At 63.1% G+C, this 24,187-nt stretch carries 24 protein-coding genes and 1 tRNA gene; 13 read left to right on the top strand and 12 right to left on the bottom strand.

What is annotated here, in order from left to right; translation table 11 throughout:
- Together QZY07_RS15810 and QZY07_RS15815 are read left to right on the top strand one after the other, a co-directional pair.
- Positions 1-1,018: choice-of-anchor Q domain-containing protein (locus tag QZY07_RS15810; protein WP_295404722.1), on the top strand; the 1,018-nt coding region annotated here is incomplete at its 5' end.
- Positions 1,015-1,422, top strand: a complete 408-nt coding sequence (locus QZY07_RS15815; protein WP_295404726.1) for a hypothetical protein — start codon at positions 1,015-1,017, stop codon at positions 1,420-1,422. The genes QZY07_RS15810 and QZY07_RS15815, both read left to right, overlap by 4 nt.
- Positions 1,423-1,745: 323 nt before the next feature.
- On the opposite strand, the gene QZY07_RS15820 is transcribed toward QZY07_RS15815, so the two are convergent.
- From QZY07_RS15820 to QZY07_RS15835, 4 genes are all read right to left on the bottom strand, one after another.
- Positions 1,746-2,126, bottom strand: coding sequence for a hypothetical protein (locus QZY07_RS15820; protein WP_295404729.1), 381 nt, complete (start codon positions 2,124-2,126; stop codon positions 1,746-1,748).
- 67 nt (positions 2,127-2,193) lie between these two features.
- Positions 2,194-2,547: a helix-turn-helix domain-containing protein gene (locus tag QZY07_RS15825; protein WP_295404733.1), complete on the bottom strand. Its 354-nt coding sequence runs from the start codon at positions 2,545-2,547 to the stop codon at positions 2,194-2,196.
- Positions 2,460-2,852, bottom strand: coding sequence for a response regulator (locus tag QZY07_RS15830; RefSeq protein WP_295404735.1), 393 nt, complete (start codon positions 2,850-2,852; stop codon positions 2,460-2,462). The genes QZY07_RS15825 and QZY07_RS15830 overlap by 88 nt, the downstream gene beginning before the upstream one ends.
- A 214-nt stretch (positions 2,853-3,066) precedes the next feature.
- The gene (locus tag QZY07_RS15835; RefSeq protein WP_363184339.1) at positions 3,067-4,119 is read right to left on the bottom strand and encodes a homocysteine S-methyltransferase family protein; all 1,053 of its coding nucleotides are present in this window, start codon (positions 4,117-4,119) and stop codon (positions 3,067-3,069) included.
- A gap of 142 nt (positions 4,120-4,261) precedes the next feature.
- On the opposite strand from QZY07_RS15835, the gene speA reads away from it, so the two are divergent.
- The 9 genes from speA to QZY07_RS15880 all read left to right on the top strand — a co-directional run bounded on the left by speA (position 4,262) and on the right by QZY07_RS15880 (position 13,826).
- Positions 4,262-6,142 carry a biosynthetic arginine decarboxylase gene (gene speA, locus QZY07_RS15840; RefSeq protein WP_295404738.1) on the top strand — a complete coding sequence of 627 codons (1,881 nt, stop codon included), beginning with the start codon at positions 4,262-4,264 and terminating at the stop codon, positions 6,140-6,142.
- Between the two features lie 18 nt (positions 6,143-6,160).
- A complete protein-coding gene (locus QZY07_RS15845; protein ID WP_295404741.1) occupies positions 6,161-6,763 on the top strand; it encodes a hypothetical protein in 603 nt (200 codons plus the stop codon).
- On the top strand, positions 6,756-7,115 hold the full coding sequence (locus QZY07_RS15850) for a hydrogenase maturation nickel metallochaperone HypA (RefSeq protein ID WP_295404744.1): 360 nt from the start codon (positions 6,756-6,758) through the stop codon (positions 7,113-7,115). The genes QZY07_RS15845 and QZY07_RS15850 overlap by 8 nt, the downstream gene beginning before the upstream one ends.
- A gap of 201 nt (positions 7,116-7,316) precedes the next feature.
- A complete protein-coding gene (hypB, locus tag QZY07_RS15855) occupies positions 7,317-8,219 on the top strand; it encodes a hydrogenase nickel incorporation protein HypB (RefSeq protein ID WP_295404747.1) in 903 nt (300 codons plus the stop codon).
- Between the two features lie 193 nt (positions 8,220-8,412).
- Positions 8,413-8,856, top strand: coding sequence for a hypothetical protein (locus QZY07_RS15860; protein ID WP_295404749.1), 444 nt, complete (start codon positions 8,413-8,415; stop codon positions 8,854-8,856).
- A gap of 178 nt (positions 8,857-9,034) precedes the next feature.
- Entirely contained in the window at positions 9,035-9,514 is a 480-nt protein-coding gene (locus QZY07_RS15865) for a DUF302 domain-containing protein (RefSeq protein WP_295404753.1), read from the top strand.
- 32 nt (positions 9,515-9,546) lie between these two features.
- A complete protein-coding gene (locus QZY07_RS15870; RefSeq protein ID WP_295404756.1) occupies positions 9,547-11,685 on the top strand; it encodes a glycosyltransferase in 2,139 nt (712 codons plus the stop codon).
- Entirely contained in the window at positions 11,682-12,605 is a 924-nt protein-coding gene (locus QZY07_RS15875) for a glycosyltransferase family 2 protein (protein ID WP_295404759.1), read from the top strand. Before QZY07_RS15870 ends, QZY07_RS15875 begins: the two co-directional genes overlap by 4 nt.
- Before the next feature lie 180 nt (positions 12,606-12,785).
- Positions 12,786-13,826 carry an NAD-dependent epimerase/dehydratase family protein gene (locus QZY07_RS15880; RefSeq protein WP_295404762.1) on the top strand — a complete coding sequence of 347 codons (1,041 nt, stop codon included), beginning with the start codon at positions 12,786-12,788 and terminating at the stop codon, positions 13,824-13,826.
- Here QZY07_RS15880 and QZY07_RS15885 read toward each other — a convergent pair.
- The 8 genes from QZY07_RS15885 to QZY07_RS15920 form a co-directional block, all read right to left on the bottom strand.
- The gene (locus QZY07_RS15885) at positions 13,729-16,092 is read right to left on the bottom strand and encodes a DUF1631 domain-containing protein (RefSeq protein ID WP_295404765.1); all 2,364 of its coding nucleotides are present in this window, start codon (positions 16,090-16,092) and stop codon (positions 13,729-13,731) included. The genes QZY07_RS15880 and QZY07_RS15885 overlap by 98 nt on opposite strands.
- Before the next feature lie 222 nt (positions 16,093-16,314).
- A complete protein-coding gene (gene glmS / locus QZY07_RS15890; protein ID WP_295404767.1) occupies positions 16,315-18,147 on the bottom strand; it encodes a glutamine--fructose-6-phosphate transaminase (isomerizing) in 1,833 nt (610 codons plus the stop codon).
- 221 nt (positions 18,148-18,368) lie between these two features.
- A complete protein-coding gene (locus QZY07_RS15895; RefSeq protein ID WP_295404769.1) occupies positions 18,369-18,821 on the bottom strand; it encodes a hypothetical protein in 453 nt (150 codons plus the stop codon).
- 161 nt (positions 18,822-18,982) lie between these two features.
- A complete protein-coding gene (locus tag QZY07_RS15900; protein WP_295404772.1) occupies positions 18,983-20,308 on the bottom strand; it encodes a hypothetical protein in 1,326 nt (441 codons plus the stop codon).
- A gap of 173 nt (positions 20,309-20,481) precedes the next feature.
- Positions 20,482-20,555 (bottom strand) — tRNA-Gln (locus QZY07_RS15905).
- 85 nt (positions 20,556-20,640) lie between these two features.
- The gene (gene rpsI, locus QZY07_RS15910; RefSeq protein WP_295404775.1) at positions 20,641-21,030 is read right to left on the bottom strand and encodes a 30S ribosomal protein S9; all 390 of its coding nucleotides are present in this window, start codon (positions 21,028-21,030) and stop codon (positions 20,641-20,643) included.
- An 11-nt stretch (positions 21,031-21,041) separates the two neighbouring features.
- On the bottom strand, positions 21,042-21,479 hold the full coding sequence (gene rplM / locus QZY07_RS15915) for a 50S ribosomal protein L13 (protein WP_201090796.1): 438 nt from the start codon (positions 21,477-21,479) through the stop codon (positions 21,042-21,044).
- Positions 21,480-21,643: 164 nt separating this feature from the next.
- On the bottom strand, positions 21,644-21,958 hold the full coding sequence (locus QZY07_RS15920) for a (2Fe-2S) ferredoxin domain-containing protein (RefSeq protein WP_295404781.1): 315 nt from the start codon (positions 21,956-21,958) through the stop codon (positions 21,644-21,646).
- Between the two features lie 118 nt (positions 21,959-22,076).
- On the opposite strand from QZY07_RS15920, the gene QZY07_RS15925 reads away from it, so the two are divergent.
- Entirely contained in the window at positions 22,077-23,297 is a 1,221-nt protein-coding gene (locus tag QZY07_RS15925) for a (Fe-S)-binding protein (protein WP_295404784.1), read from the top strand.
- A gap of 75 nt (positions 23,298-23,372) precedes the next feature.
- Positions 23,373-24,020, top strand: a complete 648-nt coding sequence (coq7, locus tag QZY07_RS15930; protein WP_295404787.1) for a 2-polyprenyl-3-methyl-6-methoxy-1,4-benzoquinone monooxygenase — start codon at positions 23,373-23,375, stop codon at positions 24,018-24,020.
- Positions 24,021-24,187 lie beyond the last annotated feature (167 nt).

Consider the following 24,187-nt stretch of genomic DNA (forward strand, 5'->3'; position numbering starts at 1 on the left):
AGAGCAGGGGGATGTCATCAACCCGTTCGATGCGTGTAACTGTGGGTGGTGTTTCCATCGTGTGCATGATTCAAAGACAGCAAGTCCCTGTAGCTTGCCGTCATTTCATGAACCGAGGGGTAAAATTGAGCGAACCATCAGCAATGTCCTGCTTTGGGGCAACAGGGACGCCCGAGGGCAGGTCTTCGATGAGAGCGGGCGCGATATCGCCACCACACTCCACGACAGCCTGCTCGAGGGTGGCCCTCAGGGTTATGTCAAGGATCCAAAGGGGACCAACGCCTTCACCGCCGGTTTCGGCAATCTCGCCCTGGGTCCGGGGCCGCTCGATGCGGCCCACGGCGATGCGCGTCCCGCCAGCGCCGACTCGCCGCTGATCGACGCGGGCGACACGCTCGCCGCCGATGCGCTCGACACCGACCTCGCCGGAGGGCCGCGCGCGTGCGGCGCCGAGGTCGACATCGGCGCCTACGAGAGCGCGCCGCTCGCGCCCGCCGCCGGATCGACGACGATCACCGGCACCGGCACCGACGGCGACGATCTGATCGCCGTGGAGCGCGGCATCACCCGTGTCGATGCCGGCTCCGGCGACGACATCATCGGCAACGCCATTGGCCGGCAGACGCTGATCGGCGGGGTCGGGGCGGATGTCTTCCGCTACGGCGACCTGAGCGAGCGCGGCGACATCATCGAGGGCTTCGAGCCCGACCGCGACCGCATCGATGTCAGATCGCTCTTGGCCAAGCTCGGCTACAAGGGCTCCAACCCGCTCGCGGACGGCTATCTGTCAATGCGCGCCAGTGGCGCCGATACCGCAGTCTATCTTGGATCCGGACGGCGCGGGCCGGGTGCCAGCCATGCCGCTGGTTCTGCTACGCGGCATCGCCATCAGCCAGGTCACGGCGGCGAGCTTCATCCCCGCGCCTTGAAAGACCCTACCAACGCCTCGCCGTCCGCGAGGCGTTGGGGCGCGTGCCTACATTCCTCAATCCAAATCCCAGAAGAGCCTAGACCATGACGCATTCCACCCGTATCTCACTCTTGATCGCACTCATCCTGTGCTCGGCGAGCGTCATCACCTATGATTTCGATGTGAACCTTTTCGGCGGCAGTCTCGATGGCCAGACCTTTTCCGGCAGCTTTGCCTTCACCGACCCGGGCGCCGGTTTCAGTGGCGATACCGCCCTGAGCGCATTCAGCTTCAACTTCGTGGATGCCAACGACGAGTCCGTTGGGCACACCTATACGCTGATCGACGATCCCTTGGCGGTTGCAAGCTATGACGCAGGCTCCTTCCTCGGTATTTCCTACGTCTCTAGCGACTTAGGATTTGGCTGTAAATCACTTCCCGAAATCAGAGTGTCTGTGGAATGGCGCGATCGTTCCAGCGAGGAAGGAAGTCATCGAAAACGATCCTCATGATGGCTTCAAACCGGATCTGGTGCTGTTCTACGGCGGTCAGACGCTCGACCTGCTGATCGCCGACGAGGCGCGCGCTCGGGGGATTCCGAGCCTGGCCTATCTCGTCAACGGCAACTACACCGACACGCGCTGGTGTCGCGACGTCGATCTGATCGTCACCGACAGTCAGGCGACCACGGAGCACTACCGGCGGACCCAGGACATCCAGCCGGTGGCGGTCGGAACCTTCATCGACCCCGTCACCGTGCTCGCCGAGTCGCACCGCCGCGCCCATATCTCCTCTTCATCAATCCCTCGCCCGAGAAGGGCGTGGGGATCGTCATTCAGTTGGCCATGCTGCTTGAGCAACGGCGTCCGGACATTCGATTCGAGGTGGTCGAGTCGCGCGGCGACTGGCCGGCCATGGTCCGGGCGTCTACACCATCATTCGACTCTTCGACGATGCCGCCTATTATGCGCAGCTCTCGGCGCGGGCACATCAGGTTGGGCGCACGCTCCATCATCTCGACACCAACATCGGCCGGCTGCTCGCTGTGCTCGAACCGCTGTTGCGTCGGCACGCCGACGGCGATGCCACGAAATCGCACAACAAGAGCGGTCAGCTTCCAGCTTCCAACCTCCAGTCGCCAGCTTTTAGGAATCTGCGACTTGGCGACTGAGCGAGACCTGGCGAGGCTCACCCGCTGGGTGAAGACCGCAAGCACCGAAAACCTCCGCAACACAACGGCTGGAGGCTGGTCGCTGGCGGCTGACTGCGCTTTCTAGGTGGATTCACACTCGATGGATCTCCGCCCCAAAACAATACCCATACCGATGCAGGGTCTTGAGCGGTAGCGGCTGTCCCGTCTCCGTCTGCCAACGCTGTCGCAAGCGGCTGACCAGTTTCTCCAGCCGGCGCACGTCATAGTGCAGCCAGTCATGGCCCAGTGCCGTCACCAACACCTCTCGGCATAGCTCCTGGTCGGGTTGTCTGAAGAGCAGATCGAACAGCGTCATCTCCATCGGCGAGAGCGCGCAACGCTGCCCCTCGGGACTGCTCAGACAGTGCTCCTTAGATGCAGCCGCCAGCCGGGGGCGACGCGCCGCAGCAACGCCTGGACGATCGCCGCCAGTTCTACCAGACAAATGGGCTTAACCAGATAGTGATCGGCCCCCTCGGTCAGTCCGCGCACCCGGTCCTCGAGCGCGCCCCGCGCCGTGAGCATGATGGCACCCGCCCCAGGGCGCTGGGCGCGCAGGCATGCCAGGGCATCGAAGCCGTCGCCGTCGGGCAGGTTGATGTCGATGATGGCAAGCGCCGCCCCAGGGATCAGCGGGGCGAATTCGGCGAGCGTGCCAGCCTCCAGGACCTCGTAGCCCAACTCCACGAGAAAGAGGGCTAACTCTTCTCTCAGGATCCAGTCGTCCTCGAGCAGCAAAATCCTTGTCATGCGGTCACCGCACTGTTTTGGAATCCCCGCGCTCAGCGATGAAGCTGAAGCGTTTTTCACCGCGTTTCATTGCGGTACGTCGTTCCGCGATGCGGGCGGTCAGATAAAACGCATGGTCGACACGCCGCAAGAGCGATCGGGCCAACCTTGCCGCCCGCACTGTCAGAGTGGCGGATTGCTGGCAACGGACGCTTCTGGCGTGCCCCTTGGCTTATTAGGCATTAAACGCCTCCAGCCCCGACAACCGCAGACGATGCGCGTTGGCTTTCGGCTGACGCGGCGGCTGGCCCTGCACGGCCTCGGCGATCGCCCGGATGTGCGCCGGGGTGCTGCCGCAGCAGCCGCCGACGATGTTGACGAAGCCCGATTCGGCCCACTCGCGCACATGGGCGGCCATCTCGTCCGGGGTCATGTCGTACTCGCCCATCTCGTTGGGAAGTCCGGCATTGGGGTGGAAGGAGGTGAAAAACTCGGCGACCCGCGCCATGTCCTCCACATGCGGCCGCAGGGCGTCTGGCCCGAGCGCGCAGTTCAGCCCGATGGACAGTGGCTTCACATGACGCAGGCTGTTGTAGAAGGCTTCCACCGTCTGGCCGGACAGGGTGCGCCCGGAGGCGTCGGTGATGGTCCCCGAGATCATGACCGGCAGCCGCACGCCGTCTTCCTCGAAGACCTGGTCCACGGCGAAGGCGGCGGCCTTGGCGTTGAGCGTGTCGAAGACGGTCTCGATCAGGATCAGATCCACCCCGCCGGCGATCAGCGCGCGGGTGGCCTCGGCATAGATGACGACCAGTTCGTCGAAGCTGGTGTTGCGCGCGCCGGGGTCGTTGACCTCGGGCGAGATGCTGGCAGTCTTGCTGGTCGGACCGAGCACGCCGGCGACGAATCGGGGTTTGTCCGGCGTTTTGGCGGTCCATTCATCGGCGACCTCGCGCGCGAGCCGGGCGGCGGCGGTGACGATGTCGACCGTGTGATCCTGAAGCCCATAATCCGCCTGGGATAGCCGGTTGCCGTTGAAGGTGTTGGTTTCCAGGATGTCCGCTCCGGACTCCAGATATTGCTCATGAATGCCGCGGATGACCTCGGGCTTGGTCAGGGCCAGCAGATCATTGTTGCCCTTCAGGTCCGAGGGCCAGTCCTTGAAGCGATCGCCGCGGTAGTCTTCCTCGGCGAGTTGGTAACGCTGGATCATGGTGCCCATGGCGCCGTCGAGGATGAGAATGCGCTGGTCGAGCAGATCGACGATTGCGGGACGTGAGCTAGACATGAATGAAGATATCCGTGACAGTTAGGCAAGAGTGACGCGAGAGACGACGGGCAGACCGGATTACACATCCATTTCCGGGTCGATTCCAGCCCCATCCGCCGCATGGCCCATTCGTCGCGATCAAGTTCCAGGAGACAATCCCATGGACCCAGCGGTCCAACGCTGCAAAAACATCTATGCCATCGACCGTTGGGGCGAGGGGTATTTCGGCATCGACGCCGCTGGCCATCTGTGCGCGCGTCCCGATCCGCAAGGCTCGACCGAGATCGACCTCTCGGCGCTGGCCGTGCAGATCGCCTCGGCGGGCCTGTCGCTGCCGGTCCTGGTGCGCTTCAGCGACATCCTGCGCCATCGCGTGCAGGCGCTGAACCGCGCCTTTGTCGACGCCAGCGCGGCCTGTGGCTATACCGGACGCTATCAGCCGGTCTATCCGATCAAGGTCAACCAGCAGGCGGGCGTGGTGCGCGAGATTCTGCACTCGGGGCACGCCGGACTGGAGGCCGGCAGCAAGCCCGAACTCATGGCGGTGCTGGCGCTCGCCCCGCCCGGCGGTCTGGTGGTCTGCAACGGCTATAAGGATCGCGAATATATCCGCCTCGCCCTGATCGGTCGGCGGCTCGGGCTGCGGGTCTACATCGTCATCGAGAAGCCTTCCGAGGTGCCGCTGATCCTGGAAGAGGCCGCGCGGCTCGACGTGGAGCCGCTGCTGGGGGTGCGGATCCGGCTCGCGGCGGCGGCGGTCGGCAACTGGCAGAACAGCGGCGGCGAAAAGGCCAAGTTCGGTCTGACCGCCAATCAGATTCTGGAACTGGTGCGCACGCTGGAGCACGCCGACCGGCTGCACTGGCTTCAGCTCATGCACGCCCATCTGGGCTCGCAGATCCCGAGTCTTCAGGACATCCGCGCCGGCGTCGCCGAACTGGTCCGGTTCTATGCCGAATTGCACCGTCTGGGCGCGCCCATCCGCGTGATCGACGTGGGCGGCGGGCTGGGGGTGGACTACGAGGGCACCCGGACCCGCCACTCTTGTTCGGTGAACTACGGGTTCGATGGCTACGCGAGCGCCATCGTCAACACCATCGCCGCCGAATGCCGGTGCCGCGCACTGCCCGAACCCGATCTCTTCAGCGAATCGGGGCGGGCGATGACCGCCCATCATGCGGTGCTGATCGCCAACGTGATCGATCGCGAAGAGGCGGGCGGTCGGGACATTACGCCACGGGACGCGGAAGGCGACGCCACCCTGGATGCGCTGGTCCGTCAGCTTCGGTCCGTGACCGGATCCTCGCCCGAGGAGGTCTATGCCGAGGCGCGCGAACTGCTCGCGACCGCCCGCGAACGTTTCGCTCAGGACCAACTCGATCTGACGGGCCGGGCGCGGGCGGAGGAGCTGTTTTTCGCCATCTGCCGGGCGCTGGCCGGACGGCTGGATCCTGGCATCCGTCGTCATCGCGAACTGGCCGACGAGGTGAACGCACTGCTGGCGGACAAACTCTTCTGCAATTTTTCGCTCTTTCAGTCGCTGCCGGACATCTGGGCGCTCGATCAGATCTTCCCGATCGTCCCGATCCAGCGCCTCAACGAGGTGCCCGAGGCGCGCGCGGTGGTGCATGACCTGACCTGCGATTCCGACGGCTGCATCGATCAGTACGTCGACGAGGGCGGCGTGGAGGCGAGTCTTCCGGTCCACGCGGGCGCGGGTCTGGACGGACCCTATCTGCTCGGCTTTTTCATGGTCGGCGCCTATCAGGAAATCCTCGGCGACATTCACAACCTGTTCGGCGACACCGACGCCGTCAACGTGGAACTGGACGCCAGCGCCCCTGGCGGCTACCGTCTGCGGGATCCCGAACGCGGCGACTCGACCGACGAACTCCTGAGCTATGTCCATTTCGAGCCCCGCGCCCTGCTCGCGCACTATCGGCGCAAGCTCGACGCGGCGGGGCTGGATCGACCGACCCGCGAGCAGCTTTTTGTCGAGCTGAAGGCGGGGTTGTATGGGTATACCTATCTGGAAGGCTGAAAAGGCAGGAGCTTTGCGATGTGTGTAGCAATCCCGATGGGGAAACGCGATAGCCAGCACGGGACGCGCTTCGGTCGCTTTCTGCGCGCGCGTCCGTCCCGAATCACCTCCCTGGCGGCGCTTGGGGTGTTGTCGGTCGGTCTGCTGTTGCTGGCGAGACAGCCGGCATCCTGGCCGTTCGTCGTCATTCTGCTGGTCAATGCCGCCGCGCTGCCGATGTTCGGTATCCTGCTGGAACGCCTCCCGACCCGCTGTCGCGGCTCCGAGATCGGTTATCCGCGTTACGGGATGATCGGTCTGACGGCGCTCCTGGCCGCCCTTTTGTTCCTGACAGGACATGCGGGCGCGATCCTGGGCGCGCTGCTCCTGGCCTTGACCTGGCATCTGGCGGCGCGCCCCCTGAACTGGCAACTCGCCTGGTGTCGGGAGCCGCCGCCATCCGGTCTGCGCCATCTCCCGCGAATCCTGACCGCCGGCGCCCTTCCCCCGCTGCTCGTCGCCGCGTCGACGCTCGCCGGGATGCCGCTCCTACCGGCCCTGTCCGTCCTGCTGTTTGGCGTCCCGGTCGGACTCCTGGCCGCTTTACTCCTAGGCTACCGCGCGGATTTTGCCGATGCATGAACTCTCGCTCTGTCAGTCGCTGCTCGATCAGGTCGAACAGATTGCCCGCGAGCATGGCGCAACCCGCGTCGATCGCATCCTGCTCAAGGTCGGTCCCTTGTCCGGGGTCGAGGGGGCGTTACTCCAGCATGCCTATCCGCTGGCGGCGGCGGGCACCATCGCCGCACAGGCGGAACTCGTCATCGAGCCCTCCCAGATTCGCGTCCGCTGCCGCCAGTGCGAGGCCGAAACCGACGCCACGCCAAACCGGCTCCTCTGCGGCGCCTGCGGCAGTTTCGAGACCCGCTTGATCAGCGGGGATGAATTGCTGCTGGCCAATCTGGAATTGACCATCCCCGATCAGGATGACTGATCCGCGCTCGCGACCTGCGGGCCGAAAACGCCGTGGAATTCGGAAACAGCGGTCAGACATCGGCTTTTCTTGGGACAATGTCTGCTTCTTATGACATCGTATCGCGCGGTCATAGGGTTTTTGGGACATCGGGCCGCGCATGCCGGTCTTCACTTCTTTGCCGGATCGCTTAAACTGACGCTTTCGCTGGGAGATTCTGTCATGTGCAATACTTGCGGCTGCAACATCACGCCGGGGAACGAGCATCTCGTGCGCGCGGACGGGAAGCACGCGCTGACCGAGGATGGCCGCGCGGCGGTGACCGTGCTCCAGGGGCTGCTGTCCGAGAATGACCATCAGGCCGCCCATAATCGGGAACACTTCGACCATCATGGGGTGCTGGCGCTGAACCTCATGTCCTCGCCCGGCGCGGGCAAGACCAGCTTGCTGGAGGCGACCATCGAGGCCCTCGGCGGCGAGTTTCGCATCGCTGTGATCGAGGGCGATCTGGAGACCGAGAATGACGCCGAGCGTATTCGCGCCAAGGGCGTGCCGGCCATTCAGATCTCGACCGGCAGCGCCTGTCATCTGGACGCCCATCTAGTTCACACGGCGCTGCATCATCTGGATCTCGACGACATCGACCTGCTGTTCATCGAGAACGTCGGCAATCTGGTCTGCCCCGCCAGTTTCGATCTGGGCCAGCATCGCAATATCGCCTTGTTGTCGGTGCCCGAGGGCGACGATAAGCCCGCCAAGTATCCGGTGATGTTCCGCACCGCCGATCTGGTGCTCTGCACCAAGGCCGATCTGCTGTCGGTGCTGCCCGAGTTCCAGCCCGAGCGGGCGGAGCGCTATCTGCGCCAATTGGCCAGCACGGCGCCGTTCATGACCATCGCCACGCGCGGCGACGCCGCTTTGGCTCCCTGGCTGCAATGGCTGCGCGATGAGCTGCGCTCCCAGCGCGAGCGGCTTGAGCTTGGTCGCTCGATTCGTCCGGCGATCGTGCCGGAGGGCGCCCATCCGCCTGCCGGGACCGCAGAGCAGCTTCATCGTCACGCCCATGACCACCATTCTTCCCACTCCCACTCCCACTCCCACTCCCACTCCCATGCCCATGACTGAACCGTCCCGATGCCGATTGCACCCATTCCCGGCCGAGAGGCATGGTGTCGGTCACCTTGAGATTTCGATGTGGCGCAAGCACTAAGGGAGAACGATGACAAGTCGGCTCCGATTGACCACGACAGTAAAACAAAAAACCATCTCTTGAGGATTCAACGCTGTGTTCATCAAATCAAATACGACCCTCCGTGCGATGACGTTGAGCACCTTGACCGTCATCGCCGCCTATCCTCCCGCAAGCCACGCCTTCGATTTTGGCGACATGATGAATCCAGGCCGCTGGATGGACGGCAACGACCGTCACGATGAGCCTTACTACGATGGCCCCTATGAAGGAGGCGATGGCTATCCGCCAGGCGCTTATGGAGTCCCTTATGGATCACCCTACGGTGTGCCTGGATTCGGTCCCCCGCCGCCCGCCGGATATGGCCCCCCCGGTTATTATGGCGGGGCACCGATACCCGCCGCGCCGGTCGCGCCGCCGCCCCAATCGTCTCCCGGCAATGCCGACCAATCCGAGATCGAGGCACTCAAGCGGCGCATCGAGGAACTGGAGACGAGGCAACCGCCGGCCCAGCAGCCACCATCGACCGACTGGCCTTCCGCTCCCGCCTTCCGCCCCATGAATCAGTACTGAAATTCGCATCCACAGCGTCGCTTTCGAGACGGACCCCGCCCGCGCGCGGGGTCTTGCGTTTTCTGTCGAGCCTTCCGGGCACTCCCATTCACCGACAAGCATCCGCCTGATCGCTCAAGGCGGCTTCCCCTGTTAAGATTCTGGCGACCCGACGAATCATCCGATGGAGAACAGACCCATGTTGACCCGCTCACGTTCGCTCGCTGTTCTGTTACTCATCGGCTGTTTGCGACCGGGCGCGTCCGCGTCGAATAGCGACGATACCAGCCTCTATCGTAGCGATGCGGCCTTCGAGGATGTACTCGAAGGACTGAAGGCCGCGATTCTGGAACGCGGCCTGTATATCAACAACGTGATGGACATGGGCGAGATGCTGGAGCGCACGGGGAAAGACCTCGGCATGTCGGATCCCCTCTATCTCCAAGCCAGAAACATCGAGTTTTGCAGCGCGGTGCTGTCGCGGGAGATGACTCGCGAGGATCCCGCGCGCATCGTCAACTGTCCCTTCATCGTCAGTGTCTACACCTTGCCCGAGCAACCTGGAACCACGTATGTCGCGCATCGGACGATTCCGCTCGCCACGCAGGAGTCGAGCGCGGCGATGGCCAGGATCGCCGCGATGCTCAAGTCGGTATCCGAGGCCGCAGTGTCCTGGTGATCGGCGGCGTGATGACGGAACAGAACCGCTGAATGGCGATCGCCAGCAATCAGGGCTCGGGGCTCCTTTGGATCGCGCTCCGCTATCTACCCCGCGTGCTCCATGTCCTGCGCACCGAAGGGGCCAGCGTACTGCTGCGCAAGCTCAAGCGGCGTTTGCGGACCACCGCGTTCGCGGTCCCCGGGCCTCCCGCGCTGCTCTCCTTTCAGGAGCCATTCCAACCCGTGACGCTGCCCGCGACCGAGGCGCCGGTCGCCTCGGTCGTCATCCCCGTGCACAATCAGTTTCACTTTACTCATCATTGTCTTGCCGCCCTGGCACGGGCCGGCGCCGCTGCCGCCTTTGAGATCATCGTCGTCGACGATTGCTCCACGGATGGAACCGCCGCGCGTCTCGCCGACTATCCAGGGCTGCGGCTGATCCGTAACGACGAAAATCTCGGCTTCGTGGGCGCCTGCAATCGTGGCGCGCGACTGGCGCGCGGCGAATTCATCGTCTTTCTGAACAACGACACCCAGGTGCAGGCGGGCTGGCTCGACGCACTCATCGAGACCTTTCGAGAAACCAAAGACGCCGGCATCGTCGGCAGTCGTCTCCTCTATCCCGATGGACGCCAGCAGGAGGCCGGGGGCATCCTCTTCGACGACGGCTCGGCCTGGAATTACGGACATCTGGACGATCCGAACAAGCCCGAATACAGCTATCGACGCGCCGTCGATTATTGCTCGGGGGCGGCACTGGCGATCGCCGGCGCGCTGTTCCGGCAACTGGACGGATTCGATCGCGCCTTTGCGCCCGCCTACTATGAAGACACCGATCTCGCCTTCCGTGTCCGGGCCGCTGGCTTCCAGGTGTATTACCAGCCCTTGTCGGTGGTCATCCATTTCGAAGGGATTACCGCCGGGCGGGACGAGCAGGCCGAGACCGGACTCAAACGCTTCCAGCGCATCCATGCCGAGACCTTCCGTCAACGCTGGCAGCGGGAGTTGGCAACCTTTGGCCAGCGGGACGATGTCGCGACCCCGCTCGGCGCGAGCGCCCTCGAACAAGCCCGGGAGCGCAATGTCCGACAACGGGTGCTGGTGGTCGACAATTACATGGTCACCCCCGACCGCGAATCCGGCTCGCTGCGGATGGTCAATCTCTTCCGCATTCTGCAAGGGCTCGGCTATAAGGTCACCTTTGCCGCGGCCAATCTGGAGGCGCCGCAGCCCTATGTCGCCGATCTACAACGCCGCGGGATCGAGGTGCTCTACCGTCCATATGTCCGCACCCTCGCGCGTCACCTGGCGGAGCATGGCGGGATCTACGACCTGGTGATCCTGAGTCGGGCCGATGCCGCCGCCGCGCTGATGGCCGCGGCGCGGCGCCACTGCCCGCGGGCGCGCATCCTCTTCGATACCGTCGACCTGCACTTTCTGCGCGAGCAACGACTGGCGCAACTGCATGGCGGCCGAGGGATCCGGCAGGTCGCCGCGACGCGCAAGCGACAGGAACTGGCGCTGATGCGACAGGCCAGTCTGACCCTGGTGGTCAGCGAGGCCGAACGCGATCTGCTGGCGGTCGAGGCGCCGGATCTTGCCGTCCATGTGGTCTCGAATATCCATCGGATCCACGGCTGCGCCAGACCCATGGACGAGCGTCGCGGCCTCCTCTTCATCGGCGCCTTCGCGCATCCCCCGAATACCGACGCGATCCTTTTTTTCTGCCGCGAGGTCATGCCTCGGCTGCGCGCGCGCATCCCCGACCTCGCGCTTCAGGTCATCGGCGCGGATCCGCCCGCCGAGGTGCTGGCCTGCGCCGGAAACGGTGTCGAAATCCTGGGCTATGTCCCGGATGTAGACCCTTATTTCGCGCACTGCCGGCTCTCGGTGGCGCCGCTGCGCTACGGGGCCGGCGTCAAGGGCAAGATCAACCAAAGCCTTGCCCACGGCCTGCCGGTGGTGGCCACCACGATGGCCGTCGAGGGGATGCACCTGGTCCATGGCGAATCCGTGCTGGTCGCCGACGACGCGCCCGCGTTCGCCGCGGCGGTCGAGCGTCTGTATACCGATGCGCAACTCTGGCAGCGTCTGTCCGATGGCGGGCTTGAGGTGATGGAACGGCACTTCAGTTTCTCCGCGGCCGAGCGGGCGGTGCGTCAGGCGCTGGGTCTGGAGTCACTGCCATGAATCCGCCCCAGAGCGCCGCCCCCGCGCCGGCGGTCAGTGTCATCATCGTCAATTACAACGCGGGACCGCTGCTTGCGGAATGCGTGGCGGCCGTGCTGTCATCGAGCCTCCGGGTCGACGTCATCGTCAGCGACAACGGCTCGGTCGACGACAGTCTGGAACGATTGAAAGCCGCCTGGAGCCAGGAACCACGCTTGAGCGTCCTGGAAAACGGCGCCAACCTGGGTTTCGCCAGAGCCAACAACCGGGCGCTGCCGCTGACCCATGCCGACTACCTGCTGTTGCTGAATCCGGACTGCCTGGTCAGGCCCGAGACGCTGGCGCGAATCGCGGCGTTCATGGACAGCCGCCCGGAGGTCGGCATGGCGGGCTGTCTCATCCTCAATCCCGATGGTACCGAGCAAGTGGCCTGCCGCCGCTCCATTCCGGATCCCTGGATCGCGTTCAAGCGCCTGACCCGACTCGATCGGCTGATGCCCGGCGCGGGCGGTCGACGTTTGAACCATGACCGCGAACCGCTGCCGACCTCGCCCACCGACGTCGAGGCCATCTCCGGCTCCTTCATGTTCGTCCGCCGGCAGGCGCTCGACGCGGTTGGCCCGCTCGACGAAGGCTATTTTCTGCACTGCGAGGATCTGGACTGGTTCGTACGCTTCCATCAGGCAGGCTGGAAGATCGCGCTGATCCCGGATGTCAGCGTCATCCATCACAAAGGAGCCTGTAGTACCAGCGACCCGGCGGCCGTGGAGCGTCACAAACATCGCGGCATGGAGCGTTTTTTCCGCAAGTTCCAAGCGCATCGCTATCCCCGACCCTTCAGCGCCCTGGTCATTCTGGGCATCCGTCTGCATTTTTTCTTGGTTCGGTTCGCAGTTTTTGTTCGGTCATGGGCCCGCGGGATTTTCAAACGCCCGCACTAGTGGGTTCGCTGGGTTTCGCTTCGCTCTACCCACCTCGCTAGTGGCTTGGCTTGCCTGCAGCGACTTTCGGTCGCATAGTAATGGCATGATTTCCAGTATTGCACTCTACGAAGCACTCACCACGGCCCCCGACGAACGCACCCGCGCGCGCGTCAGGGCGCAATGAACGAGGAGCGCGGTTTGGAACTTGGAAACATTCTGGTGACTGGCGCTACTGGCCAGGTTGGCCGACGGCTGGTCTCCGCCCTCCTGCTGGAAGGCTGTCCGGTGTCGATCCTGACCCGCGATCCCGAAGCGGCACGGACTCTCTGGGGAGATCAGCCAGTCGCGGTACGCGCGGGCGATCTGACCGATTTGCATCGCCTGGAATCGATCTGCGACAGCATCGACACGCTCTTTCACCTGGCCAGTTACGCCCCCCGACCCGACGAAGCCGATCTCTACAACGCCTCCAGCCATTGGCCAGTCACGGCCGAGGGTACGGCGAATCTCATGGCGCGGGTCGCGCAATCGGCCATCCAGCGTCAGATCTACGTCAGCACGATCAAGGTGATGGGCGCGCAGGCCGGCGCGCCTGGATATCCCGCCGACGAGACGCTGACCCCCAAACCGGACTCACTCTATGGCCGTGCGAAATTGGCGGCCGAGCAGCGGGTTCTGGAGACCGGACGGGCCGCCGGCATCCAATCCACGATCCTGAGGCTGCCCATGGTCTATGGACTGGACGGCAAGGGAAACCTCTCGCGCATGATCGCGGCCATCGCGGCGGGACGCTTTCCGCCCTGGCCCCGGATCGACAATCGCCGCTCGGCCATTCATATCGAGGACGCGGTGGACGCCGCGCTGCTGGCCGTGCGACACCCGGCGAGCCGTGGAGAGACCTACTTTGTCACGGATGGACGCGGCTATTCGACACGCTGGATCTACGAACGGATTCTGCTCGCGCTAGAACGGCCGATTCCTCGCTGGCGTACGCCGTTGTGGATGCTGCAGGCCGCTGCCGCGGGCGGAACCATCGGCGAGCGCCTGCTCGGTCGTCGACTGCCGCTGACGCTGGACGGACTGGACAAACTGACTGGAGATGATTGGTACTCGTCGAAAAAGCTGGAACAAACGCTGGGCTTTATTCCGAAACAAAGCCTGGAGACCGAGATCCCGCGCCTGGTTCGGCGGATGCTGGACCCACCTTTTGCAGCACCTGTGCGACGGCGCGATCGGTGAGCGGATTCTGACTGAGCAGACGCGCGGTTCCCTTGCGCAGGTGATCGGCCAAGCTGGTGGCCGCCAATGTCATGGCGTTTTCGCCCTGCCGGTTGGTGAAAAGATAGACCCGCTTGAACTCGCTGACCCAGTTTAACCGCAGGGTATTGCGAGTGCCCCGAAAGCTCTGGAATTCGATCCAGGCGCCGACCTCCAGTGCCTGCACCAGACTCAGATGACGATCCGCCGGCGCGTCCGTCGGCTCCGGCTTGGGCGCCTGGAGCGGCTGGATGTCAGACACCGTATCACCGACTCCACTCGACATCGGATGGTCCGGTACACTGCGCGCCTGGCTCTCGCGAGTCGCGACATCGGAGGAATTGTCATTGTGCAGGGCCGCCATGTGCAGACGGATCAGTTCGCTGAAGAAATCGTCCCAGGCGCCATCCAGTTTGACGCGTTCGAGTCCCTGGCGCAGTCGCTTGAGCAGGTCGGGTAGCAGCACCAGCAGCCGGTCGCGCTCCTGCTGGCCAAATTTTGGCTCCACGCTCCAGATCAATTCATCCATCAGCCGGAGACCTTCGCTCCACTCCGGGTCGGTGTCGCCCGCCCGCGCACAGGTCTCCGCCAGCACCAGACGCCAATTGCGTTCAAGAAAATCGACAATCAGCGGCGCGACCTTGGGGCGCTTGGCACGCAACTCGATCTCCTTGGCGGCCCGGTTTGCCGCAATCTCCCGGCGCTCCACCGATTCGAGCTGGGCGACCATTTGCGTGGCCTTGCCCTGGGCGCGGCCCTCCTCGTCTTGCAGAAATTCCTCAAGCTTCTGCACCTGGCTCGAAAATATCTGGATATCCGAATCAAAACCGCTGACCACGCTCTCGACGATGGAACGGATCTTCGTGAGCAGACGCGGTTCGTCGTTTTCATTGCGGCCGATACCCGAGGTCGCGATCACGTCCAGCAAACGTCGGGCCGGATGCTTGCGGTCGGAGAAAAAGGTCTTGTCCAGGAGCGCGACCTTGAGCACCGGGATCTGCAACTTCGCAATCTCGGCACGCATGGCGGCGGAGAGATCCGGATCGTTGAAAATGGCATCGAAGAGCATCGACACGATGTCGATGGTCATGGCATCCATCGGATGCGACCAACTGGCCATCGGTGTCGACCGAATCTGCCGCAGGACATTGCCTTGCGCGGGATCGATCCGCACCGCGCCCATTCCTGGCATCGACTGTGGATCCGCGTATCCTCGCTGCAAACCGCTCAGCGCCTCGACCAACTGATTGACGCCGAGGTTCGAGGGCGCTGGCGGCCCCATGCCCATGGCCGGAGCCGTCAACGATCCCGACTGCCAGCCGGCAGGCGCGGATGAGTGGAACGCATTTGCCGTCTGAATCGCCTGCAGCAGTTGACTGAAGACATCTTGATGGACGCTGGAGACCGTGGCACCCGAGCCAAGCGTCCCCCCCGGACTTTGCCCGAGCGGAATCGTCCGGTTCGGTTCGGACAAGGGCGCCCCCGACAGCAGACCGGAACCGTTTTGATTGCCGATGGGTTGCCCGCCTGAAAGGGATTGGGGGCTGGCCAGCGGGATCGTCGGTAAAACGCCCGATTGGGCCAGATAACGATTGAGTTCGGCATAAATGCCGGGAAGTTCGGCGGCGGTCTGCCGCTCGAACGACTGCAGCAGCGCAAGGGCGAGTTCCCGGCCGACATCCATCTCGGTCAAGGCGTGCAGCATGGCACTGAACAGATGACCTGGATGCAGCGGATTGTCGTCCTGGCTGATGCGCTGAACATGCAGCAGGGCGCCAAGTCGGCGATCGAGCGCGACGAGGTGTTGGGAGCAATTGAAGGCGGCGCGGGTGGACACTTTACCGATGGCCAGATCCTGCTCGAACTCATCGGTATCGATCAATTTCAGCTCGTCGGGCGCGCGCTGACTGAGACGGGGACGCGCGGCGCTAAAGGCGGCCATGCTCGCATCGAAGTTGGCGGCATACACCCCCTGGAACTGTCCGAGCAACCCTTGAGCGCGATTGGCCAGAAAGTTCATGGCGGCGAAGCAGGTCTGTTGCTGCTCCAGGTTGGTCGCGCGATCCGCCATGCCGAGAAATTCGTCGTTTGCTCGACCGAGGTGCTGGACAAAAACCGATGTTACGCCCTGAACCAGTCGGTCACGGCAGGTCGAAAGGATGGACGGCGCATCTTCCGGCATCTCCCGTGGCAAGGATGCGTCGCGGCCGCCAAACGGCAGGACATTGGACATAAGTGTCTCGGCCATAAGTCGATCATCTTCGCTTTCAGCAACTTGCTGTATTTTTAGCTGAAATCCCGCAGGGCGGAGCAAGACTCGCTGCCGCTATTGCCGTTTCGTCCATGCACCCGCGGGAGGAGAAACTTGCGCGCGGCAAGGTCGATTGGCATCCGCCGCGCTCTTGGGCTCAGTATAGAAGTCCGTGCCAGGCACGGCTGCCAACCCGCTAGCAGTCCTCGCATTCCGCGCCTACTCGACCGTGACCGATTTCGCAAGATTGCGCGGCTGATCCACGTCCGTGCCCTTGAGCACGGCGACATGGTAGGCCAGGAGTTGGAGCGGTACCGTGAAGATCAGGGGATCGATCAGGTCATCGGTCTCGGGCAGACGGATGACGGTGACCCCATCGCCCTCTTCCATCGGCACCTGAAAATCGGCAAAGACATAGAGCTGGCCGCCCCGCGCGCGGACCTCTTCCAGATTGGATTTGAGTTTCTCCAGCAGGGCATTGTTCGGCGCGACCACGACGACCGGCATGTCCTCGTCGATCAGCGCGAGGGGACCATGCTTAAGCTCGCCAGCCGGATAGGCTTCGGCGTGAATATAGGAGATCTCCTTGAGTTTGAGCGCCCCCTCCATGGCGATCGGGTATTGTTCGCCGCGCCCCAGAAACAGCGTGTGATGCTTGTCGACGAATTGTTCGGCCAGCGCCGCGATGCGGTCATCCAGGGACAACACCTCTTCAATCTTGCCCGGCAATGCGCGCAGCAGCCCCACCAGGTGCGCTTCGCCAGCCTCGTCGAGACGATGAAAGCGGCCCAGAACCGTGGTCAGCAACAGTAAGGCCACCAACTGGGTCGTGAATGCCTTGGTGGACGCGACGCCGATCTCCGGTCCAGCATGCGTCAGAAGGACCAGATCGGACTCGCGCACCAGCGAGCTCTCGGGCACGTTGCAAATGGCCAGTGTCGTGTCATAACCGGACGCCCTGGCGAGACGCAGCGCCGCCAGGGTATCGGCGGTTTCTCCGGATTGAGAGATGGTCACGAACAAGGCATGTGGGGGAACGACATGGGTACGATAACGGTATTCGCTCGCGACCTCCACCTGACAGGGCAGCCCGGCGATGGACTCCATCCAGTAACGGGCGACCAGGGCGGCATGAAAGCTGGTTCCGCAGGCGACAATGGCGACCGACTGGATGCCACTGAAAATCTCGGCGGCCTGGTTGCCAAAGCTCTCCGGCAAGACCCGATCGCCGACCAGCCGGCCCTGCAGCGTGTCGGCGATGGCGCGCGGCTGCTCGAAGATCTCCTTGAGCATGAAATGGCGGTATTCGCCACGCTCGGCGGCATCGGCCGCGACCGAGGACGTTTTGACCGGGCGCTCGACCGGAAGGCCATCGCGATCCCAGATACGGACCGTGTCACGCGTCAGTTCAGCGATATCGCCTTCTTCCAGGAAGATAAAGCGATTAGTGACCGGCAGCAGCGCGAACACATCGGAAGCGATGAAATGCTCCCCGAAGCCCACCCCGATGACCAATGGACTGCCCTGGCGGGCCGCGACCAGATGCTCCGGATCCTGCGTGTCGATCACGCCAAGCGCATAGGCGCCGCGCAGCCGGGCGGTGGCCTGACGAACCGCCTCGATCAGGCTGCGCTCCTCCAGAAGCGCATCGTAGATCGCATGGACCACCACCTCGGTATCCGTCTCGGACGTGAACCGGTGTCCGGCACTGAGTTGTTCCCGGCGCAGAACCTCGTGATTCTCGATGATCCCGTTATGGACCAGCGCACAACGGTCTCGACAAACATGCGGATGGGCGTTGTGGGTCGCGGGCTCGCCGTGGGTCGCCCAGCGCGTATGGGCGATTCCCAGCGTGCCGGGCAGCGGATGGGCGGAGACCTCCTCGCTCAAGCGGGCGACTTTTCCGAGCGTGCGCGCGCGATTGAGCGAACCCGATGGGTCGAGGACCGCAATCCCCGCGGAATCGTAACCGCGGTATTCGAGTCGCCGCAGCCCCTCAAGCAGGATGGCCGCGACCGGACGTTGGGCAATACCGCCGACGATTCCGCACATGGTATGAGAGTCTCCCTGAGGATGCGATACAGAGGATGAGAGCGGATGCGCGGTCAAGCCGATCAAACCGCGTCCAGCGTGAATAAGGCGTCGTCGCGAGCGATCACAGACTCGCAGAGCCAGCGCCGATCATACGGTATCAACTTCGCATTCAGGAAGAACCAACGCGATCCATCCCTGGATCGCTCCCGTCGCATCGACCGACGGGCGATGCCGACGAATCAGGGCGCTTCCAGGGTCAGCACGTCGCTCGCACCGTCAATGGAAAACTGGATTCCAATAAAGGCGCTGAAATCGCTCGAAGCCGCGCTCACGCTTCCGATTTCATCCCCGCTATTGAAACTATGCGAACCCAGTAACGTTAGATTCTGAGGCGGGCTCGCGCCATCCGCGAACAGCGTCATTTCGACGGTCGCCGCGTTCAGAATCACGCCATCGCTGACGCGCTTCTTACGGGCATAGTATCCAACCAGATCGCCACCCAGGCTGACTTCGCCTCCGTCGTACTGCCAAAGCCCTTCGCTATCATCGACATTCGTCAAAGTAGAAGTTCTGGTGAGCACGAGATCGATGGGCGCCGCGCTGACCTGGATCGGGCAAGCCAGAGTCAGCGCGAGCGACATCCCCAACGCTAACGACATCTTTAACCCTTGGGTAGATTGGATTATCTGCATGGACATGAACTCCGGGAGCGATTCATCGTTGACGGGAAGATCCGGCGACAATAGGCAGCCGCCGCTGAAACCTTAACCACTGATCGATGAACAGTCAAAGACAAAGCCAGTCGGCTCCCGAGCCGCGGACAGGCATCAGTCGACGGCCACGGCTGACGCGATCAGACGAGCGCCGCGCCGGGGTTCGCGGCATCCACCTCGGCCGCGTTCGCCTTGATGTGCTGCATGATCGCGCCGAGCGTTCCCAAAAATAGACTGCTGATCGCATACCAGCCAAAAAACAGAAACGTAGGACGGCCTTGGCTCATTGAGTTCAGCAAGATCGCGAGCAGCATCGGAACGATGAGGGTCGCCGCGCACGCGATCAGCAGATCTTCATGTGTACGGGAGCGAAAGCCGAGTACCGCGCCTAGCGGCACCGCGATGACGATTGCAACCAGATTGCCGTGCGGCAAAATCTGCTTGAACTCGTCGAAATGCTGCTGCACCGTCCATGGCGTAAACGCGTCGGGGTTGACCAGCCAAAACGGAACCGTCACGGCCACAAAAGAGACTGCTGCCGCTAAACCGATCATCAGTAGTTTATCCAACTCCCGCGATTTGATGTGGTATGCGGCGAGCGGTATCGCCACCAAGATGAAATGAGCCCGCCAGGACAGCATTACACCGAGCAGGAGTCCACGGACGATTCCGGACATTGGCGACCGGGCACGCAGCGAGAGCAGAATGAACGAGGTCACCGCCAGCGTATTCGCGATCAGATCGCCGCCCGTCAGGATCTCCGCGACGAGCACTGGGGCAAGCACGACCAGCGAGAGCAGATGAACCGAGGAAAGGTTCGCATTGCCAGTATACCGCTTTGAAGAAAAATAGAAGACACCAAGCCAGAAAAACGATTGGACCGCGCTCCCCCAGACCAGGACGAAAGGTGCCGAGACAAGCAATGCGCCCGGCAAGGGAGCAATCGGATTACCGACTGCCGGGCAGCCATCATGGATCCCGGACAGCGCCTTACAGCGATATGGATAATTGCCTGCCGCCAGTTGTCTGACCGCGACATCGATCGCCTCGTCACGATCGCTATAAAAGCCCAATCGGCCGGAATCGGCGATCGGGTAGACCACCATAAAAACCATAAACAGCAGTGTGAAAACACCCAGGACATGCCACCCCCCGATGCGACGAACCGGGGTAAGAGTGATCGAAAACAACCGCTTGCACGAAACGAACAGACCCAATAGATACAACGTCTGAAGCAGTAGCGCGGTCCAGGCAACAGGAGCAAAAGGGTGCGCTGTCAGGGCAACCTGCACGAATCGCTCGATCATCGCCAGCGTCGGCACAGCCGCGAAAAAACAAAAGGTCCAAAGACCGACAGGATTCGAAGCAGATCTGGCAAGCGAACCATATCCGTTCCATCGAACTGGCTGCCAAAGGAGTAAGTTGGCCAGCGCTGGTTTAACCTGATCCGACCACTGTTTGTCCACGGAACCATTGCCTCTGCTCAGAACATGTCGATCAACGCTTTGGCGAAGTGATACGAACCTAAACCCTTACGAAACCTGCCCCAACTTGAATGCGCTGGCGGTGCCTCCGCTCGGCATAAGCCCGGAAGATAAAAAGAAAGGGCCTAGCCTTACGGCTAAGCCCTTGTTTTGTTTGGCTGGGGGACAAGGATTCGAACCTTGGTTAGCGGAGTCAGAGTCCGCTGTCCTACCACTAGACGATCCCCCAAGTAGGCGGTGCATATGGCAAGCGGGGAGAATGCGGCCTCATGCTCGATGGATTGAGCAGAGGCAATACCCGATTCGCCCGCCGCTTAACGCTTGGAGAACTGAGGACGCTTGCGGGCCTTGTGCAGGCCGACTTTCTTACGCTCGACTTCGCGGGCGTCACGGGTCAGGAAGCCGGCGCGGCGCATAGGCGAGCGGAGCGCTTCGTCGTAAATGACTAGGGCACGGGCAATGCCGTGACGAATGGCGCCGGCCTGTCCGGTGTTGCCGCCGCCAGTGACGGTCACCTTGATGTCCACGCGGTCGACGAGGCCGGCCGTGACGAGCGGCTGACGAACGACCATGCGCGCCGTCTCACGCCCGAAAAACAGATCAAGCGGACGGTTGTTGACCGTGATGGTGCCAGAACCGACCGACAGGAAAACCCGTGCGGCGGAGGTCTTGCGGCGACCGATTGCGTGTTGCGTCTCCGACATGCGTCTGATTCCTAAACGTTGAGCTCGAGAACCTGGGGTTGCTGTGCCTGATGCCCATGCTCGGGACCGGCGTAGACACGCAGCTTCCGGAACATAGCACGACCGAGCGGACCACGCGGCAACATGCCCTTGACGGCCAACTGAATGGCGCGCTCGGGAGTTTTCTCAAGCAATTTTGCGAGATTCATGGACTTGAGGTTACCGACATAGCCGGTATGGCGATAGTACATCTTGTCCTGGAGCTTGTTGCCGGTCACGCGGATCTTCTCGGCGTTAACGACGACCAGGTAATCGCCGGTGTCGACATGGGGCGTGTATTGCGGTTTATGCTTGCCACGCAGGCGCAGCGCCAGTTCGCTTGCCAGCCGCCCGAGGGTTTTGCCATCGGCGTCAACCAGATACCAGGCGCGGCGAACCTCGGCGGGTTTGGCGCTAACAGTCGTCGTCATGATCCTTCGCTCCGGGATGGCCGCGCGGCGGATTCGCGCGCCGGCCTGAATATCGATTTCTGTGTCGAGAAAGATCGCGCATCTTACGCGATCGGTTTTTCCGGCGCAAGTGCCGCGCGGGCAAAATCCGCGTCGCGTTCGCTCGATCCCGCGGCAAATCCGCCTTAACCGGGCAGCCGGAGATGCTCGACAATCCGGCCGTGCGTCAGATGCTCCCGTAGGATTTCTTCCAGATCCTCGGTGTCGGCATAGGTGTACCAGATCGACTCCGGGTAGACCACGATGACCGGTCCCTCGCGACAGCGGTCGAGGCAGCCGGCCGTGTTGATCCGCACGCCCCCCACGCCCGCGAGTCCAAGCTCCTTGACGCGGCGCTTGAGGTAGTCGCGCAGGGTCGAGGCATCGCATTGACCGCAGCATTGACGACCGGCTTCGCGCTGGTTCGTGCAGAAAAAGACATGGTAACGGTAGTACGCCATCTTCAATGTCCTGAATTGCGCCCGACAGGCAAGGATAAGGTTAACATGGCGCTCGCTCAATGGTCGGGCGCGGTGGAGACCCGCGAGCCGTTCCGCCCCAGCCCCTCATTCGCCAGCCATGCCTGAGATTTTGAAGACGAACCCATCCTCGCCAGAACTGCTTCGACTCGCGGACCAGTGCGTCAAGTGCGGCCTGTGCCTGCCGAGTTGCCCGACCTATGGCGTGGCGCGCAACGAGGCCGATTCGCCGCGCGGGAGAATCTCGCTGATCCAGGGCTGGTTGACGGGGGATCTGGAGCTGACGGACACCCTGACCGGTCATCTGGACGGCTGTCTGACCTGCCGTGCCTGCGAGACGGCCTGCCCTTCGCTGGTCGCCTACGGACGGCTTGCCGATGGCGCCAGGGCGCTTAGGGTGGAGGTATTGCCCGCGTGGCGTCGCAGGCTGCGGCGCGGCTGGCTGGTCAGTCTGTCGGATGCACGCATCGCCAGCGTGTTGGGACGATTCGCCAGGATCTACCGTCTGAGCGGGTTGGCACGCTTTGCCGAAATCGTCGGGTTGGCTCGACTCCGGTGGCTGCGGCCCTCTCATCGTCTCGCGACCGCCATGGGTTGGACGGCGCGGCGGATTTCGACCATTGACCGGAGCGAGACCGAGACCGATTTGGATCTGTTCGTCGGCTGCATGGGCTCCAGCGCGCAGGGCACGACGATCGCCGCCGCGCTCAAGGTGTGCGAACGGTTTGGGCTGCGGGTGCGGATGCCGTGCGAGCCGGCCTGCTGCGGCGCGCTGCTGCGGCATAACGGCTATCCGGCCGAGGCCGACGCACGCCGGGCGAACTGCGCGCGGATCCATGCCGGTCGCGTGCTGGTCGGACTCGCCAGCGCCTGCATCGCGGAACTGCGCGAGGAGCCCGCATTGCGCGACACGCGGGAACTCTGCGAATTTCTGGAGCGGGCCGCCTGGCCGGAGACGCTCACGCTCCATCCGCTGCCCCTGCGCGTGCTGGTCCACGAACCCTGCTCGCACCGTAACCTGCTCGGCGGCAATCCCGCGGTCTATCGTCTGCTGGCTCGCATCCCGGCACTGGAGGTCGCGCCCCTGCCCGGCAACGATCGCTGCTGCGGGGCGGCGGGAACCTATCTGCTCCAGCAGCCCGCGATGGCGGACGCGCTCCTGCGCGAGAAACTGGTGCCGCTGTCCGACTTGAAGCCGGCGGTTATCGTCACCACCAATTCGGGTTGCTCGCTCCATCTGGCCGCCGGGATCCGCGAGGCCGGACTGTCCATCGAGGTCTGTCATCCAGTCGAGTTGATCGCTCGACAGATGGACGGTTGAAACCCGGCGGCCAGCCGCTCAGAATCCGGTCAATCAAGTCATCAGACGGACATTTCCCTATTCATGAACCGCCCAATGCCTCACGCCCGCCAGTACTCTCCTCTCGATCGCGTCCTGATCAACGCGGACCGTGCGCTCCGCACCCTGTTCGGCCGCCCTCAAACCACCGAACGGCGCAACCCGGCGGCCGGTCTCCAGGAGGCGGAACTGCGGGACGATCAACGCAAGCATGTGGCGCGTCTGATGCGTGTCAACCACACCGGCGAGGTCTGCGCCCAGGCTCTGTATCAGGGGCAGGCGCTCACGGCCCGGCTGCCCGAGACGCGCCAACGCATGGAACGCTCGGCGCAGGAGGAAAACGATCATCTCGCCTGGTGCGAACAGCGGCTGGAGGAACTCGGTGACCGCAAAAGCCTGTTGAATCCGTTCTGGTATGCGGGATCCTTCGCGATGGGCGCCGCTGCGGGACTGGCCGGCGACAAGTGGAGCCTGGGGTTCGTGGTCGAGACCGAACGCCAGGTCGAGTCCCATCTGGACGAGCATCTGGAACAGATCCCCGCGCAGGACGAAAAGAGCCGGACCATCCTGGAACAGATGAAGGCCGACGAGGTGCGGCACGCGCAGATCGCCAAGGCGACCGGCGGCGTCGATCTGCCCGCGCCGATCCGGGCGGCGATGAAACTGACCTCGCGCGTGATGACCCGGACGGTGTACTGGATATAGGCGATTAGAGAAAAATCACCTTTTTTGGCACTGGTTCAGCTTAGTTTTACTAGCAACTCATTGATCATGCGGCCAAAATACAAGTGCCGGCCGATTTCCGGAAATGTAAAACCTGTTCCCATGAAAGCCCTTGATCCAAGATGCCTAATGCCACGGCTGGAACTTGC

It is taken from the genome of uncultured Thiocystis sp. (genome assembly GCF_903866365.1).
GTDB lineage: Bacteria > Pseudomonadota > Gammaproteobacteria > Chromatiales > Chromatiaceae > Chromatium.